This window comes from Burkholderia sp. E168m15 (assembly GCF_016586105.1).
Classification (GTDB): Bacteria; Pseudomonadota; Gammaproteobacteria; order Burkholderiales; family Burkholderiaceae; genus Burkholderia; species Burkholderia orbicola.
Genome location: NZ_BCPO01000167.1, coordinates 22,403 through 38,551, shown reverse-complemented (window position 1 = coordinate 38,551; position 16,149 = coordinate 22,403). Strand labels below are relative to the sequence as shown.

Sequence of the window (16,149 nt, the reverse complement as noted above, 5' to 3'; positions counted from 1 at the left end):
GCGTGTCGCCGCGGTGGCGTTCGATCGAGCCGTGCGTGCGCCGGATCTGAGGTTGCTTAAGCGTCGCTTGCAGCGTGCTTCGCCGCCGCACGCGGAAACGTCAACACCACCGCGAACCCGCCCGCATCGGGAAACGAGAACCCCACGCGCCCGCCGTGCGCCTTCATCACTTCCTGCACGATCGCGAGCCCGAGGCCCGACCCTGTGCGCCGCTCGCTGCCGTCCGGCGCGATCCGCACGAACGGTTGCAACGCCGCGTCCCAGTGCTCACGCGGTATCCCGCGCCCGTTGTCGGTGACGGTCAGCGTCACCGCTCGATCCACGTTGCCTTGAGTCGCGACCGCCACGACGATGTCATCCGCATGCCCATGCAGCAGCGCGTTGTGCAGCACGTTCGATAGCGCTTCCTGAAGACTGATCGCATCGCCGTCGATCCACGCATGCGGCGCGTCGCTCGCGAACGCAACGGCCACATCGCGTTCGCCCGCGAGCGGAATCGTGCGGCCCAGGACCTCTTTCGCGAGCGCGACGAGGTCGACCGGTTGCAGCGGCACGGCCTCGGTGCGATGAATCACCATCGCATGATTGAGCAACTGCCCGGTGAGCCGGCCGACGTCCGACGAGGTCGCACGCAGCGCATCGAGCCGCGCCGCGTGACGCGCGGGATCGGATTCGCCGTCGAGCAGCTCGATCTGCGCGTCGAGCCGCGCGAGCGGCGTGCGCATCTGGTGCGCGGCGTCAGCGATGAAGCGCTGCATCGCGTTGATCCGCTCGGCGAGGCGGTGCATCAAGCCATTGATCGACCCGATGATCGCGTCGATCTCGCTCGGCGTATCGACGGCCACGGGCCGCAGGTCGGCCGGGTCACGCGCGGCGATGATCGCGCCGATCTGCGCGAGCGGGCGCAGGCCGCGCCGGATCGCGAGGCCGCTCGCACCGATCGCGAGCACGCTCATCAGCAGGATCAATGTCCACACCTTGAAGCTCATGTCGTTCGTCAGTTGCTGGCGCGCGTTGGTTGTCTGCGCAACCGTCACGAGCGCCCAGCCCGGCGTACTTTCCTCGGGCATGAAGCGCGCGATCGTCGCGGTGCGCACCCGATGCCCCTGGTAAACGGCGTTCGCGAACGCCGGGCCCTGCTTCGCGGCGGCGAGCGTCGCGGGGCTCGCGAGATCGTGGTAGCCGGCAACGACCACGCCGCGCGAATCGACCACCTTGTAGTAGACGAGGTCGTAGCGCGACAGCGTCGACAGCGCGGCCACCGGCGGGTTCAGCGCGAGCACGCCGCCTTGCACGTACAGGTTTTCCGCGACCTGGATCGAGGCGCCGGCGAGCAATTGATCGTATGCACGTTCGGCGGCGACGCCCGCGTAGTAGCGCGCGATCGCCGCGAGCGCGAGCGCGCCGGTCGCGACGACGAGCGCGATGAACAGCAGCGTGCGGCCGAACAGCGTCTTCGGGAACCAGTCAATGCGCGGCAATCTGATACCCCATTCCGCGTGCGGTGCGGATCTCGACCGAGCTGCCCTGCAGCTTCTTGCGCACGCGCGTCACGTATTGCTCGACCGCGTTCGCGGTCGGCTCGTTGCCGAAGCTGAACAACTGGTTCAGCAGTTCTTCCTTCGAGAAGATGCGCTGCGGGCGGCTCGCGAGGATTTCGAGCAGCGCGAATTCCTGGCGGGACAGCGACAGCGGCTGGCTGTCGAGCTCCGCGAGGCGGCTGCTGCGATCGATCACGAGTCCGCCGAGCGTCAGCACGTCGTTCGCGTGGCCGCTGTTGCGGCGCAGCAGCGCCTGCACGCGCGCGTCGAGTTCGCGGTAGTCGAACGGCTTCACGAGGTAGTCGTCGGCGCCGAGGCCGAGGCCGCTCACGCGGTCGTCGATCGCCGAGCGCGCGGTGACGAGCAGCACGGGCGTCGTGCTGCCCGACGCGCGCAGGTGGCGCAGTACCGTGAAGCCGTCCATGCCGGGCAGGTTCGCATCGAGCACGACGAGATCGAAGCGCTCGACGCGCAGCAGCCCGTTCGCGGTCGCGCCGTCGGTTTCGAGATCGACGGCGTGGCCGAGCCGGGCCAGCCGGCTGCGGATCGCCGCGCCGATTTCGGCATCGTCCTCCACGACGAGAATGCGCATGGTGCCGTTTGCAGGTAGGTGAATTAGGGGTTTTCCCGGGGCCGGGATGTCAGCATTTTCTCAGACTCGGCCGATAACCTGTGTCGAGCCGGAAGCAGGATGCAAGGACGGCATTAATACCAGAAATATTCAAGGAGACGGCAACATGCAGCATGTCACGGGCACGACGAACGCGCGCCACGGCGCCACGCCGGCTTGCGCGTGGCCGCCGGCCGTCGGCCGCACGGCGGCACGCGCATGACGACGTCGCCGCGCCGCCGCGCGTTGATCGCAGCCGGGCTCGGCGTGCTGGGCGGGCTCGGGGCGCCGGCGCTGGTGCGCGCGAAGCCGCGCACGGTGCGGATCTCCAAAGGCTATGGCGTGCTGTACCTGCCGTTGCTCGTGATGGAGAAGCAGCGGCTCTTCGAGCGGCACGCGGCGCGTCACGGCGTGCGCGACGTCGCGGTCGAATGGGTGCTGCTCGACGGCGGCAATTCCGTCAACGACGCGATGATGGCCGGCACGCTCGATTTCGCGGGCGCCGGCGCGCCGGGTTTCATCGAGCTGTGGGCGCGGGCGCGCGGCATTCCGAACGTCGAGGTGATCGGCATCAGCGGGCTGTCGACCACGTCGCTGTCGCTGAACGCGAACCGCGCGGGCCTCGCATCGCTGCGCGACTTCACGTCGTCCGACCGGATCGCGGTGCCGGGCATCCGCACGTCGCTGTCGGCGGTCGTGCTGCAGATGGTCGCGAGCCGGCAGCTCGGCCCGACGCATTTCGCGCAGCTCGATTCGATCACCGTGAACCTGCCGCATCCGCAGGCGATGCAGGCGCTGATCCGCCGCGAGAACGGCGTGACCGCGCACTTCACGTCGCCGCCGTTCTCGACGCTCGAATTGCGGCAGCCGGGCATTCATCGCGTGGTGAGCTCGGTCGACGTGCTCGGCCCGATGACGCTCGACGTCGTGTTCGCGCCGAAGCGGCTCGTCGATGCGGAGCCGGCGCTCGCCGTCGCGTTTCTCGGCGCGCTCGACGAAGCGAACCGCCTGATCGCGCAGGACCCGCGTGCGGCGGCGGCGCTCTATGCGGCGTCGTCGGGCGTCGGCGTGTCGCACGACGACGTGATGCGGATGCTCGCCGCGCCCGACACGCGCTTCTCGGTGTTGCCGAACCAGCTGATGGACTACGTCGAATTCCTGTACCTGGCCGGCACGATCAAGGCGAAGCCGCGCGCGTGGCGCGAGATGTTCGCGCCGATGCTCGACGACTACCGGTCGGGTTGAGCTACGCCCGTCGCGATCCGGTTCCGTTCATCGAAACACCTCGCGCCGGCGCGTTCGTCACGCGCGGCGCAGATTCAACCGATTCACCGATTCAACCGATATGCAATCGATTCACCCAAGGAGCCTGAAGTGAACGCTACCGACACCCTGGACCCCGCGTCCGCCGAAGAACAGCGCATCATGTCGAAGATGGCGCGGCGCCTGCTGCCCATCCTCGTCGTGATGTTCCTGATCGCGTTCATCGACCGGCAGAACGTCGGTTTCGCGAAACTGCAGATGGTGCACAGCCTCGGCATGACGGAAGCCGCGTTCGGGCTCGCGTCGTCGCTGTTCTTCATCGGCTACCTGCTGTTCGAGGTGCCGAGCACGCTCGCGCTGCATCGCTACGGCGCGCGCGTGTGGCTTGCACGGATCATGCTGACGTGGGGGCTCATCACGGTGCTGATGGGTTTCACGACGTCGATGCCCGCGTTCTGTTCGCTGCGCTTCGTGCTCGGCATCGCCGAGGCCGGCTTCTATCCGGGTGTGATCTATTACCTGACGCTGTGGTTTCCGCAGAGCTACCGCGCGAAGGTGCTCGGCATCTTCACGCTGGGCAGCGCGCTCGCGAACATGCTCGGCTCGCTGGTCGGCGGCCTGCTGCTGAGCCTGAACGGCGTGTGGGGGCTGGCGGGCTGGCAGTGGGTGTTCGTCGCGACGGGCATTCCGGCCGTGGTCGTCGCGATCGTCGTGTTCCGCGTGCTGCCCGCATCGTTTCGCGAAGCGCGGTTCCTCGACGAGCGCGAGAAGCAGATCGTCGCGGCCGCGCTGGAGCGCGAGAAGCCGGCGCAGGCCGAGCACGGTCAGCCGTGGAAGGCGCTGCTCGATCCGCGCGTGATGCTGTTCGCGGCAACCTACATGCTGATGTCGACGTCGTTGTACGGCGTCACGTACTGGTTGCCGACGATCGTGAAATCGTTCGGCGTGTCGAGCACGATGAACGGGTTCCTGAGCATGCTGCCGTGGGCGCTCGCGGTGGTGCTGCTGGTGTGGCTGCCGTCGAAGCTGCGCCGTGCGAAGAGCATCCTGCGCACGATCGCGATCGTCGCGGCGCTCGGCGCGCTCGGCTTCCTGCTGAGCCTCGTGCTGCCGTCGACGCCGCTGCGCTTCATCGCGCTCGTGCTCGGCGGCGCGTGCATCCCGCTGCTGTATCCGTGCTTCTGGTCGATGCCGCCGCGCTATTTCACCGGCGCGCGGGCGGCCGCGAGCGTCGCGGCGATCAACTCGATCGGCAACCTCGGCGGCTTCTTCAGCCAGAACCTGATGCCGTTCGCGGGCAAGGTGACAGGCACCGCGTTCGGGCCGATGATCGTGCCGATCGTGTGCCTCGCGCTGCTCGGCGTCGGCGCGCTGGTCGCGTGGACGCGCTCGGAGCGGGGGATGGTGGCGGCGCGGGCGTGATGGACGGCCGGGGTTGTGGCCCCGGGATACTTGGATTAGGCCGAACGGCCGACTGCACGCGAAAAAGCGGGTGTGCTACCATGCATTACATATGTAATGCATGGAGTGTGCGATGAAAACCGCGACCATGCCGGCGCTGCGTGTCGATCCGCAATTGCGGGAGGAGGCAGAGTCGGTCCTTGAGGAAAACGAGACGTTGTCTGCGTTCATGGAGTCGGCGCTGCGCGACGGGATCGCGCGTCGCCGTCTGCAACGCGAGTTTGTAACCCGTGGCCTCGCATCACGCGACGAGGCGCGTCGTACCGGTGAATACGTCGATGCCGCCGACGTGCAGGCCGAACTCGAGGGCATGCTGAAGGCTGCGCGTGCAGCGAAGGCGGCTGATTGATCTATCGGGTCCGATATACACGTGCGGCCCGTGAGGATCTGGTACGGATGTATCGATACTTGCTCGAACGTGATGTGGATGCGGCGGCGCGGGCTGTGGACGCGATCGAACAAGGTGTCGCCATGCTCCGCATGTTTCCGTTCACATGCCGCAAGGTCGATCACGGAAATCCATTTTTGCGCGAGCTGATCATGTCCTTCGGCACGTCGGGCTATGTCCTGCTGTTCGAGATTGAAGCAGCCGAGCAAGTTACGATTTTAGCCGTACGACACCAACGGGAAGATGATTACCACTGATACGTGACGATGCGGTGGTTGTCGTTGCCGCGTTGGTCAGCGATTGATTCGCGAATCCCTGTCCCCGCCATGCGCGACCGCGACGGGCGCCGGCGACAGCGGAATCTCGACCTCGACCGTTGTCCCCTCGCCGAGCGTCGTCGCGATCCGCAGCGTGCCGCCGACCAGATACGCACGCTCGCGTAACCCCACCAGCCCGAACGACGCCGACTTGCGCGGCACCGCGGGATCGAATCCCGCGCCGTCGTCGCGTATCGTCAGCGCGATCGCTTCGCCGCCGCACACGAGTTCGACGTCCGCATGCGACGCTGCCGCGTGCCGGGCGACATTCGCGAGCGCTTCCTGCGCGATGCGGAACACGGCCGTCGCATACGGCTCGTCGAGTTGCAGCTCCGGCGGCTCGACGCGCAGCGAACAGGCAATCCCGTGACGATGCCGGAAATCCTCCACGAGCCATTGCATCGCGGCCGCGAAGCCGAGATCGTCGAGCATCAGCGGGCGCAAGTCCGACGCGATGCGGCGGGTCGCGGCCACCGCGCCGCGCGCGAGCGCATGCATCGCCGCGATCTTGCGTGCCAGCGATGCGTCGTCCTGCGGCACGTGGTCGATCAGCCATTCGAGATCGTTCTTCAGCGTCGCTAGCGTCTGCGCCAATTCGTCGTGCAGTTCGCGCGCGATGCGGCGCTGCTCCGCTTCGCGCGCGCTGGCGCTGATCGCGGCGATCTCGCGCAGCTCCTCGCGCGAGGCCTGTAGCGCCCGCTCCGCACGTACGCGCTCCTCGACTTCGCGCCGCAGGTCGCGGTTCGACGCGCTCAGTTGCGCGGTGCGCGCGGCGACGCGCTGTTCGAGCCGTTCGTTCGCATCGTTCAACTGCGCGCTTTTCTGCACGACGAGCAGATGCTGGTAGCGCGCGCCGGCCAGCGCGCGCACCGTCTGCGCATGCAGCCGGCCGTTCTCGAACAGCATCGCGAACAGCACGACGCCCGACGCGACGAGACCATACGCGCGCCCCGCATAGAAGCCGAGATCGAAGCGCCCGTGATTGAGCATCGACGACAGCGCGATGTCGAACAGCCACGCGACGAGCACCGTCATTACCCACAGGTCGAGCACGGAATGGCGGCGCCGCTGCCGCCACATCAGCATCAGCGCGACGAGGTTCAGGCCCCAGACGACCGTGATCGCGTTCGTCATCGTCGAGGTCATCCGGTTGCCGCTCATGATGTGCGGCAGCAGCGCGTGGCCGACGGTCGCGAGCAGCGCGAGCGCGGCCGTCGCGCCGCCGGCGGCCACGAGGCAGAGGACGACCGGAATCGCCGCACGCCGCTGCGGGGCCGGAGCCGGGCGCCCGCGCGACGTCGCGCGCAGCAGTGCGTACGCGGCGACCGACAACGGAAAGCCGCCATGCCAGAACAGGTACAGCCATGCGGTGGTCTGTTCGCCGGCGCCGAGCAGGCCGGTCGGCGTGAACAGCCCGGGGAAGGTCAGCATGTGCGTGCCGGCCATGAACGCCGTGAACAGGTAGCCGCCCGCCAGCACGAGCAGCGGCTTCTCGCGCAGGATCGCGTACTGGCCGAGCAGCAGGCCGGCCGTCACCATGTCGTTGATCACGATCGCCGACTGGTACACGGGAATGAACGCCCAGCCCGGCGTGAGCGGCATGGCCGCGAACGGTGCGAGCGCGGCGAAAATCACGGCCGATACGAGTACCGTCGCGAGCGCGAGCCGCTGCTCGCGCCGGCCCGGCGGCAGCGACGACATGAACAGACGCGACGTGTCCGGATCGTCGTCGTCCGGCGGCGACGTGGGCGGGAAGCGGAAGGCGGCCGTCATGCGTCGTCGTCCCCGAGGTCGAGATCGTGGCGCACCGTGTAGCGGACCAGTGCGGCTTCGTGCGGGAGCCCCATCTTCTCGAGGATGCGCGTCTTGTACGTGCTGACCGTCTTCGCGCTCAGCGCGAGTTCGGACGCGATCCGCGTGACGGTCTGACCCGCGACGATGCGGCGCATCACGTCGAACTCGCGCGCCGACAGCCGTTCGTGCGGCAGCGCCTGAGCCGGCGCGCGCAGCGTGTGAGCGAGGCTTTCGGCCGCGGACGGGCTCACGTAGACGCCGCCTGCCGCCACCTTGCCGACGGCTTCGACGAGTTCGGCCGTCGCACTGTCCTTCGTCAGGTAGCCGGTGGCGCCGGCCTTGAACGCGCGTGCCGCGTACTGGGTTTCCGCGTGCATCGTCAGCACCAGCGTGCGCAGCGACGGCGCCTGGCGCTTGACCAGCCGGATCAGCTCGATGCCGGTCGGCGCGGGCATCGACAGGTCGAGCAGCAGCACGTCGGCGGCCGCGCGCTCGGCCAGCGCGAGCGTGCCCGAGCCGTCGCTCGCCTCGCCGACGATCTCGAAACCGCCGGCCCGCTCCAGGATGTGACGCAGTCCGTCCCGCATGACTGCGTGATCGTCAGCCAGAATTACCCTGATCATCTTCCAGCGATCCTCTTCGGGATGACGCCGCGCGTTGCTGTCCGGGTGTCGCCGCGGCCGTTCTTCTGATCAATATATGCCCCCGATCCCGAAAAAGGTACTCGTTCGCGAAATTTTCGGGAGGGTTGAGTGCGGAATGTGCGCTGAAACGAAATAATTCGCGGGAAAGGGTATGGCGCGGCGCGCATGTGGATCAGGGTATTCCCGGGCGACCGTTGCGGCCGCCGCGAGCCGGTGCGGCCTCGCCGGAACCGCGCCACGAACCGTTCCGATTCGGGACTAAACTGGTGCCCGATGCCACCACTCGAACCAGGAGCCCTGCAATGATCGACCTTGCCGATATCCTGCCGTCCGCACTGCCCGCCGCGGTCGCCTGGGCCGAAGCGGAGGCCGCGCGCGGGCTCGCGCAGGGCGCGCCGCTGACGCCGGCGCAAGCCGACGACGCGCGCACGGTGGGCGTCGCGCAGCCGGACCGGATTCGCGTGATGGCGGTCGACCGCATGCCGTTTCCCGACACGCCGACGTTGGCCGCGATCGCCCGCGACTCCGGGCTGCTGGCGCCCGGGACGATCGGCCTCACGCTCGGTCATGCGGTGTACGTGCTGCGCGGGCACGACACGCGCCGCTTGCTGACCCACGAATTCAGGCATGTCCATCAATACGAGGCTGCCGGCTCGATCGGCGCGTTTCTTGCGCGCTATCTACGGGAGATCGCGACGGTCGGCTATCACGACGCGCCGCTCGAAGCCGACGCGCGGCAGCACGAGTTCGACTGACCCCGCCTGCTGACCTTCGACGCCGGCGCGAGCGCGCGCATGTTGCGATGAACGTATCCAATGCCCTTGCCGGCCCGGTAGTCGCGCACCGGGCCGCACCGTCCGGGAGGGTGCAATGAGCGACACGATCCATGCGTGGATCGGCGCGATCGGCGCGCATCCGCTGCTCGTGCTGGCGATCGTGTTCGTGGCCGCGTGCGCCGAGGCGATCGCGCTGGTCGGCACGATCGTGCCGGCCGGCGCCGTGATGTTCGCGGCCGGCGCGCTGATCGGCGCGGGCGCGCTCGACGCATGGGCGACGATCGGCGTCGCGGCCGTCGGCGCGGTGATCGGCGACGGGATCAGCTACGAACTCGGCCGGCATTACCGCGGGATGATCCGCAACGCGTGGGCGCGCTTCGGCTATGCGAGCGCCTACGCGCGCGGCGAGGAATTCGTGCTGCGTCACGGCATGAAGAGCATCGTGCTCGCGCGCTTTCTCGCGCCGGTGCGGGCGGTCGTGCCGGTCATCGTCGGCTGCGCGACGCTGCCGCGCCGGTCGTTCTATCCAGTCAACGTGATCTCCGCGCTCGTGTGGGCGCCCGTGCACGTCGCGCCCGGCATCCTGTTCGGCGCGTCGGCTGCGCTGGCCGCGGCGATCAGCGTGCGGGTCGCCGCGATCCTGCTGGTCGTGGCCGGGCTGGTCGCGCTCGTGTGGATCGGTGTGCGCGTCGCGCTGCGGCGCGGCTGGCCGTTGCTGCGCCGCGCGCTCGTCCAAACCGTGCATGCATGCGCGCGCCGCTGGCCGCGATTCGGCGCGCGGCTGCACGACGGGATCGCGTACTTGCGCGGGCTGCCCGGCGCGGTGCCCGTGCTCGCGCTGCTGTTCATCGGCTGCGTATGGCTGTTCGCGGGGATCGTGCAGGACGTCGTCGCGAACGATCCGCTGATGCATGTGGACATTGCGCTGTATGCGTTCCTGCAGAACCTGCGCACGCCACCCGGCGACGCCGTGATGAGTGCGCTCGCCGTGCTGCATGGGCACGACACGGGGCTGATCGTCGCGGCCGCGTTCCTCGTGTGGCTGATGATCCATCGCTGCTGGCTGACGGCGGCCTGGTGGCTCGCGACGATCGGTGTCGCCGTTGCGCTCGTGCCGGTGTTCGGCGCGAGCGTGCCCGGCGCGACGCCCGCGAGCCTGCCGCCCGGCGCGCTGCACGTGGCGCTGCCCGACGCCGACGCCGCGTTCGCGATCCTCGCGAGCAGCGGCCTCGGCTGGGCGCTCACGCGCGACCGGCCCGCGCTGTGGCGCATACCGGTCGTGACGGCGGTCGTGCTGTGGATCGTGCTCGGCGGCTTCGCGCGACTGTATGTCGGCGATACCTGGTTGTCGGGTCTGCTGGGCGGATGGAGCCTCGGGCTCGCGTGGTTCGCGCTGCTCGCCGGCGCCTATGCGTACTGGCGTGTGCGCGAGCACGTACAGCCCAGAGGCGCGCTCGTCGCGGTCGTCGTCGTGCTCGCGACGGCCGGTGTATGGACAGTTCCCGCGCAGTGGCAGCTCGATCGCGCGGCGCGTCCGCATGTCGGCGACGTGGTCGCGATGACCGTCGACCAGTGGCTGCGCGGCGGGTGGCAGCGCGTGCCGACGCGGCGCACCGAGATCGGCGGCGACCGCGAGGAATTTCTGCCGCTGCAATGGAGCGCGACGTCGGACACGCTCGACCGTCATCTCGCGCAGGCCGGCTGGCAGCGCGCGACGCCGTGGACGCCGGCCACCGCGCTGCGCTGGCTGTTGCCGCAGGCGGCCGCCGATACGCTGCCCGTGCTGCCGCGCTACACGCATGGCGAAAGCACGCGGCGTGTGTTCGTTCGCGTCGATCCGGCCCACCCGGAAAGCCGCTTCGTGCTGCGGTTGTGGCGCTATCCGTACGTGTTGCAGGATGCGCTCGGCATGCGGCCGCTGTGGTACGGCGCGCTGTATCGCGAGACGCTGCGCCGGCCGGCGCGGCTGATGACGTTCGTGCGCTCGACGACGATCGACGATGCGGTGGCGATCGCGCACGCGCTGGCGGTCGAGCCGACGATCGTGCATCGGCCGGCGGGGATGGCGGCCGCGCCGGACGCGATGCTGCTCGTGTGGATGGTCCAGCCGTGAGGGAGCCCGCGCGCTGTGCGCCCGTTACGCGTGCGACGGCTGCGCGGGAACGACGGACAGGCGCAGGCCGACGGTCTTGAGCACCGCGAGCAGGGTCTTCAGCGTCGGGTTGCCGTTCGGGGACAGCGTGCGATACAGCGATTCGCGGCTGATGCCGGCTTCGGCCGCGACCGCGCCGAGCCCGCCATACGCTTCCGCGACCGTGCGCAGCGCGAGCAGGCCGGCCGCACGGTTGTCGGGATCGTCGAGCGATTCCATCGCGACGCGCAAATAGGCGACCGCGAGCTCGCGGTCGGCGCCGAGTTCGGCGACTTCCGCATCGTGGTGCGATACCGCGCCTTTGAGCTTGTTCATGTTTGCCTCCGTTTCCAGTTCGACCAGTGTTCCCTGGCGCGCCTGATGTCGTCGGGTTGACTCGCCTTGTCGCCGCCGGACAGCAGCAGCACCAACGCGCTGCCGTGCCGGCCGAAGTACACGCGGTAGCCGGCGCCGACGTGGACGCGCAGTTCGATCACACCTTCGCCGACCGGCTCGCAATCGCCGAAGTTGCCGGTCTGCACGCGGCGCAGGCGCTCGCGAATCCGCGCCTGCGCGGGCTTGTCACGGACGGCGTTCAGCCATTCGGTGAAAGGCTCGCGACCGTCGTCGCGCTGATAGCGAAGGAGTTCGAACTTGGCGAGCATTGTAACTTATAAGCTACAAAAGAGGTAGTGGGAACGAAGCGGTTGGCATCGCAATGGTTTAGAGGCCGACACGCATACGGCGTCTTCATGGTCGGGATATCAGGGCGTGGTGCGGGCTTCCCGAACGACGATCATTCTTTCATCCGGGATGGCGCATGACGATTCGGCCAAATGGCCGGCTGTCGATGGCGTGAGGAGAGGAGACGCACCCCGAGACGGGGAGCGTGAGGGAATGAATGATGGGCGGAAAATCCGCCGGCAGACTGTGTAATTACTGCTTCGCCGACGCGGCCGTCGCGATCTTGGGTGGTTGTCGCCCCGGCGGCGCTCCGTTGCAAGCGGACACGACGATCGGACATGCGCTGATCGTCGTGCGTCCTCGTTTCATCGTCATGCCGTCGTGGCGACACGTTCCGCCGCAAACCCCGCCAACGTCCGCAACGCGTCCCGCGCCGAGCGCAAGTAAAACGCCTGCAGATGGAACACATGCCAGCGCGCCGCATGGATTTCCAGCCGGCACGGCACACCGCACGCGTGTGCATGCTCGGCCAGCCGCTGCGCATCGGACAGCAGTACTTCCTGGTCGCCGGCCTGGATCAGTATCGGCGGCAAGCCATGCAGATCGGTGTCGAGCGGCCCGCGCGCCGCGGCGGAGCCCGTGCCGTGATACCAGCGCAGCCCCTGTTCGAGCCAGCCGCGCCGGATCATCGGATCGTCGTGGCGACGCGAGGCCAGCGTCGCGCCGCCGAGCGTCGAGTCGGTCACGGGCGAGATCAGCAGCAGTGCGGCGGCGGTCGGCTCGCCGCGCTCGCGCAGCGCGATGGCGAGCGCCAGCGCCAGCGCGCCGCCGGCCGAGTCGCCGGCAATCACGATCCGGTGCGGCGCGTAACCCTGCGTTCGCATCGCGTCGTAGGCGGCCAGTGCGTCGTCGAGCGCGGCCGGGCTCGGATGCTCGGGCGCGAGCCGGTAATCGGGCACCCACACCGGCAGGCCCGCATCGTTCGCGAGGCGCGTCGTCACGCCGCGATGCGTATGCGGCCCGCCGAGACAAAACGCGCCGCCGTGCAGATAGAGAATCGCGCCACCCGTGTCGCCGCGTTTCGGCGCGACCACTTCGATCGGCACATGCTGCGCCGACGTGCGGTAGCGCAGCGTGCCGCCCGCACCGGGCATCAGCGGCGACAGCAGCGCGACGACGCGGCGCTGCATGCGCGCGCCGAACGGCGGCCCGATCAGCGGCCGGAACGCGACACGCAGGAACCCGCGCAACGAAGCGGCCGTGAAGGCTTCGAATCTGCCGGCGGGCGGCGCGACCACCATGCCGTGCATCGGAGCGGCCGCCCCGGGCAGCGGCTGCGACAAGCGGTACGCGGACATGCCGGTGAAGCGCGTGATCCACCGGTAGGTCAGCGTGAAGCCCGGCCAGTTCGTGCTGTTGTGCCCCGATGCATCGACGTACCAGCTCTTGCAACTGCTCCAGACCGACCCTGCGAGCCTCTGCTGCACGTGCACGTTGAAACACCGGTAGCGGCGCGCGTCGACGTCGATCTCGCGCGCGCCGTCGCGACGCATCGCCTGTATGCAGCGCATCACGTGCGCGATCTGGCTCTCGAGCATGTAGACGATCGAGTTGTGACCGAGGTTGGTGTTCGGGCCGTACAGCATGAAGAAGTTCGGAAAGCCGGGCACGGTGAGCCCGAGATACGCCTGCGCGCCTCGTCGCCACGCATCGTTCAGGTCGAGGCCGCCGCGGCCCGTGATGCGCATCGGCGACAGGAATTCCGTTGCCGCGAACCCCGTGCCGTAGACGATCGCGTCGACGGGATGATGCACGCCGTCGATGGTCTCGATCCCGTCCTCGGTCACGCGCCGGATCGGCTGCGTGACGAGTTCCACATGGTCGCGGCTCATCGCGGCGAGATAGTCGCTCGACAGCAGGATGCGCTTGCAGCCGACCGGATAATCGGGCGTGAGCCGTGCGCGCAACGCGGGGTCCGGCACGTCGCGCGCGAGCAACTTGCGAAACGGCCGGCCGACCGCGACCTTCATCAACCCGTGCAGGCGCGTGAACGCGATCGCACGCGCTTCATAGCGCAGGTAGATCGATGCGCGATGCAGTTTCATCGCCGCCGGCAGCCGACGAAACAGCGCCTTTTCCCACGGGCGATACGCGCGGTCGGGGCGCGGCATCACATAGGCCGGCGAGCGCTGGAATACGGTCAGGCGCCGCACGTCGCCGGCGATCGCCGGAACGAACTGGATCGCCGATGCACCGGTGCCGACCACGGCCACCCGTTTGCCGGCGAGTGCGTAATCGCGATCCCAGTGCGCGGAGTGGAACGCACGGCCGCGAAACGTGTCGATGCCCGGCAGGTTCGGCATGGCGGGGCGGCTCAACTGGCCGGTGCCGCTGACGAGCAGCGCGGCGCTCAGCGTCGTGCCGTCGCGCAGCGTGACGTGCCACAGCGCATCGGCTTCGTCGTAGCGCGCGTGTTCGACTTCGGCGCCGAAGCGCAGATGGCGGGCGAGACCGTACTTGCGCGCGCAGTGTTGCAGGTACGCATGAATCTCGGGCTGCGGCGCGAACACGCGCGACCACGCGGGATTGGGTTCGAACGAGAACGAGTACAAGTGCGAAGGCACGTCGCACGCGGCGCCCGGATAACGGTTGTCGCGCCACACGCCGCCGACGTCGTGCGAGCGTTCGACGATCACGAAATCGCGAATGCCGGCGCGTTGCAGCGCAATTGCCATGCCGATGCCGGCGAAGCCGGCGCCGATGATGATCGCCGCAAGCGGCGTGGTGGAGCCGGCGGAACGGGAGGGATCAGGCGACAGCATGGCGGGTTTCCTCGGGCTGGTCGCCGGCGTGTGCGGCGCGGGTTGCAAGGGTAGGGTCACGATCCGTCGTCCTCCTGACGGTTGCGTCGGCATGCGGCTGCGCCGGCACGCGGCATATGCCGCGCATCAGGTCGACGGCCTTCTCGGCGATCATGATCGTCGGCGCGTTGGTGTTGCCGCCGATGAGCGTCGGCATCACCGATGCATCGACGATGCGCAGCCCTTGCAGGCCATGCACGCGCAGTTGCGGATCGACGACGGCGAGCGCGTCGCGCCCCATCCGGCAGGTGCCGACCGGGTGATAGACGGTGTCGGCGCGCCGCCGCAGCACGTCGCGAATCTCGTCGTCGGTCGTCACGTTCGCGGTGAACAGGTCGCGCGTGGTCCAGCTGGCGAGCGCCGGCGCATCCATCAGGCGACGTGTGAGGCGGAAGCCCGCGACCATGTCGTCGAGATCGCGCGGATCGTCGAAGAACGCGGGATCGATGCGGGGCGCCGCGAGCGGGTCGGCGCCGTTCAGCGTGACCGAGCCGCGGCTGCGCGGCCGCAACAGGCACACGTGGCACGACAGCCCGTGACCGGCATGCAGCTTGCGCGCATGGTCGTCGACGAGCGCGACGACGAAATGTAGCTGGATGTCCGGTGCCGCCAGATCGGCACGCGTTTTCAGGAAACCGCCGCCTTCCGCGAAGTTCGACGTCAGCATCCCGCGCCGTTCGCGGCGAAAGCGGGCGAATTCGCGCAGCATGCGCAGCCCGCCGCGGACGGACACGCCCATCGTGTCGACGCTGCGCGTGCGGTAGCCGAAGATGAAATCCGGATGATCCTGCAGGTTGCTGCCGACGCCCGGCAGATCGGCCTGTACGGCGATGCCGAACTGCTGGAGTTCGCGGCCCGGGCCGACGCCCGACAGCATCAGCAACTGCGGCGTCTGCAGCGCGCCGGCCGCGAGCACGACTTCGCGCCGCGCGCGCAGCGTGCGGATTTCACCGTGCTGCCGCACCTCGACGCCGGTCGCGCGCGTGCCGTCGAACAGGATGCGCAGCACCTGCGCGTGCGTCTCGACCGTCAGGTTGTCGCGGCGGCCGACGTGCGGCAGCAGGTACGCGCGCGCCGCGCTCCATCGTTCGCCGTGCTTCTGCGTGACCTGGTAGATCCCGATGCCTTCCTGTTGCGCGCCGTTGAAATCGTCGGTGAGCGGCAGGCCGGCCTGTTGCGCGGCTTCCAGATAGCGCGCATGAAACGGGTTGCCGGTGCGCAGGTCGCTGACCCACAGCGGGCCGTCGCGGCCGTGCCAGGCATCGTCGAAGCGCTCGTTGTGCTCGCTCAGGCGGAAGTACGGCAGCACGTCGTCGTACGCCCAGCCTTCGTTGCCGAGCGCGGCCCAGCCGTCGTAGTCGACGCGATGACCGCGGATATAGACCATCGCGTTGATCGCCGACGAACCGCCAAGCGCCCTGCCGCGCGGCTGATAGCCGATGCGCCCGCCGAGCCCCGGCTGCGGCACCGTGTCGAACGCCCAGTTGTTCAGGCGGGTCGGCATCATCGCGACCGCGCCGGTCGGCACGTTGACGACCGCGCTGTCGCCGCGGCCGCCGGCCTCGAGCACGCAGACGGTCACGGCCGGGTCCTCGGTCAGCCGGCCCGCGACGACGCAACCGCCCGACCCGCCACCGACCACGATGTAGTCGAAAGTCTTGCTCATGGAATCGTCTCCT

At 68.8% G+C, this 16,149-nt stretch carries 14 protein-coding genes; 6 read left to right on the top strand and 8 right to left on the bottom strand.

Annotated elements, in window-relative coordinates; genetic code table 11:
- Positions 1-56 precede the first annotated feature (56 nt).
- Both JMF86_RS24650 and JMF86_RS24645 read right to left on the bottom strand, forming a co-directional pair.
- Positions 57-1,481, bottom strand: a complete 1,425-nt coding sequence (locus JMF86_RS24650; protein WP_011694625.1) for a sensor histidine kinase — start codon at positions 1,479-1,481, stop codon at positions 57-59.
- On the bottom strand, positions 1,468-2,133 hold the full coding sequence (locus JMF86_RS24645) for a response regulator transcription factor (protein ID WP_011694626.1): 666 nt from the start codon (positions 2,131-2,133) through the stop codon (positions 1,468-1,470). Before JMF86_RS24645 ends, JMF86_RS24650 begins: the two co-directional genes overlap by 14 nt.
- A gap of 237 nt (positions 2,134-2,370) precedes the next feature.
- On the opposite strand from JMF86_RS24645, the gene JMF86_RS24640 reads away from it, so the two are divergent.
- The 4 genes from JMF86_RS24640 (at position 2,371) to JMF86_RS24625 (ending at position 5,520) form a co-directional block, all read left to right on the top strand.
- Complete coding sequence (locus JMF86_RS24640; protein ID WP_011694627.1) at positions 2,371-3,396, top strand: ABC transporter substrate-binding protein; 1,026 nt, start codon at positions 2,371-2,373, stop codon at positions 3,394-3,396.
- 129 nt (positions 3,397-3,525) lie between these two features.
- Positions 3,526-4,836, top strand: coding sequence for an MFS transporter (locus tag JMF86_RS24635; RefSeq protein WP_011694628.1), 1,311 nt, complete (start codon positions 3,526-3,528; stop codon positions 4,834-4,836).
- A gap of 112 nt (positions 4,837-4,948) precedes the next feature.
- Positions 4,949-5,224, top strand: coding sequence for a YlcI/YnfO family protein (locus JMF86_RS24630; protein ID WP_006482105.1), 276 nt, complete (start codon positions 4,949-4,951; stop codon positions 5,222-5,224).
- Positions 5,221-5,520, top strand: coding sequence for a type II toxin-antitoxin system RelE/ParE family toxin (locus JMF86_RS24625; RefSeq protein ID WP_027808612.1), 300 nt, complete (start codon positions 5,221-5,223; stop codon positions 5,518-5,520). Before JMF86_RS24630 ends, JMF86_RS24625 begins: the two co-directional genes overlap by 4 nt.
- A 36-nt stretch (positions 5,521-5,556) precedes the next feature.
- On the opposite strand, the gene JMF86_RS24620 is transcribed toward JMF86_RS24625, so the two are convergent.
- Positions 5,557-7,353 carry a sensor histidine kinase gene (locus JMF86_RS24620; protein ID WP_011694630.1) on the bottom strand — a complete coding sequence of 599 codons (1,797 nt, stop codon included), beginning with the start codon at positions 7,351-7,353 and terminating at the stop codon, positions 5,557-5,559.
- Positions 7,350-7,997, bottom strand: coding sequence for a response regulator transcription factor (locus tag JMF86_RS24615; protein ID WP_011694631.1), 648 nt, complete (start codon positions 7,995-7,997; stop codon positions 7,350-7,352). Before JMF86_RS24615 ends, JMF86_RS24620 begins: the two co-directional genes overlap by 4 nt.
- 323 nt (positions 7,998-8,320) lie before the next feature.
- Between JMF86_RS24615 and JMF86_RS24610 the strand changes: the two genes are divergently transcribed.
- Positions 8,321-8,773 (top strand): hypothetical protein, encoded by a 453-nt coding sequence (locus JMF86_RS24610; RefSeq protein ID WP_011694632.1) that lies wholly within the window; start codon positions 8,321-8,323, stop codon positions 8,771-8,773.
- Positions 8,774-8,888: 115 nt separating this feature from the next.
- Entirely contained in the window at positions 8,889-10,907 is a 2,019-nt protein-coding gene (locus tag JMF86_RS24605) for a VTT domain-containing protein (RefSeq protein WP_011694633.1), read from the top strand.
- Positions 10,908-10,931: 24 nt separating this feature from the next.
- Here the strand turns inward: JMF86_RS24605 and JMF86_RS24600 are convergent, their stop codons facing one another.
- The 4 genes from JMF86_RS24600 to JMF86_RS24585 form a co-directional block, all read right to left on the bottom strand.
- Positions 10,932-11,261, bottom strand: coding sequence for a DNA-binding protein (locus tag JMF86_RS24600; RefSeq protein WP_006479699.1), 330 nt, complete (start codon positions 11,259-11,261; stop codon positions 10,932-10,934).
- Entirely contained in the window at positions 11,258-11,590 is a 333-nt protein-coding gene (locus JMF86_RS24595) for a type II toxin-antitoxin system RelE/ParE family toxin (RefSeq protein WP_011694634.1), read from the bottom strand. Before JMF86_RS24595 ends, JMF86_RS24600 begins: the two co-directional genes overlap by 4 nt.
- A 390-nt stretch (positions 11,591-11,980) precedes the next feature.
- On the bottom strand, positions 11,981-14,431 hold the full coding sequence (locus tag JMF86_RS24590; RefSeq protein ID WP_011694635.1) for an alpha/beta hydrolase fold domain-containing protein: 2,451 nt from the start codon (positions 14,429-14,431) through the stop codon (positions 11,981-11,983).
- Positions 14,418-16,136, bottom strand: a complete 1,719-nt coding sequence (locus JMF86_RS24585) for a GMC family oxidoreductase (RefSeq protein WP_011694636.1) — start codon at positions 16,134-16,136, stop codon at positions 14,418-14,420. Before JMF86_RS24585 ends, JMF86_RS24590 begins: the two co-directional genes overlap by 14 nt.
- Positions 16,137-16,149 lie beyond the last annotated feature (13 nt).

Coding starts and splice junctions, on each gene's coding strand:
- JMF86_RS24615 (WP_011694631.1), bottom strand. CDS start 7,997: ATGATCAGGGTAATTCTGGCTGACGATCACGCAGTCATGCGGGACGGA.
- JMF86_RS24645 (WP_011694626.1), bottom strand. CDS start 2,133: ATGCGCATTCTCGTCGTGGAGGACGATGCCGAAATCGGCGCGGCGATC.
- JMF86_RS24585 (WP_011694636.1), bottom strand. CDS start 16,136: ATGAGCAAGACTTTCGACTACATCGTGGTCGGTGGCGGGTCGGGCGGT.
- JMF86_RS24590 (WP_011694635.1), bottom strand. CDS start 14,431: ATGCTGTCGCCTGATCCCTCCCGTTCCGCCGGCTCCACCACGCCGCTT.
- JMF86_RS24640 (WP_011694627.1), top strand. CDS start 2,371: ATGACGACGTCGCCGCGCCGCCGCGCGTTGATCGCAGCCGGGCTCGGC.
- JMF86_RS24630 (WP_006482105.1), top strand. CDS start 4,949: ATGAAAACCGCGACCATGCCGGCGCTGCGTGTCGATCCGCAATTGCGG.
- JMF86_RS24605 (WP_011694633.1), top strand. CDS start 8,889: ATGAGCGACACGATCCATGCGTGGATCGGCGCGATCGGCGCGCATCCG.
- JMF86_RS24595 (WP_011694634.1), bottom strand. CDS start 11,590: ATGCTCGCCAAGTTCGAACTCCTTCGCTATCAGCGCGACGACGGTCGC.
- JMF86_RS24620 (WP_011694630.1), bottom strand. CDS start 7,353: ATGACGGCCGCCTTCCGCTTCCCGCCCACGTCGCCGCCGGACGACGAC.
- JMF86_RS24610 (WP_011694632.1), top strand. CDS start 8,321: ATGATCGACCTTGCCGATATCCTGCCGTCCGCACTGCCCGCCGCGGTC.
- JMF86_RS24600 (WP_006479699.1), bottom strand. CDS start 11,261: ATGAACAAGCTCAAAGGCGCGGTATCGCACCACGATGCGGAAGTCGCC.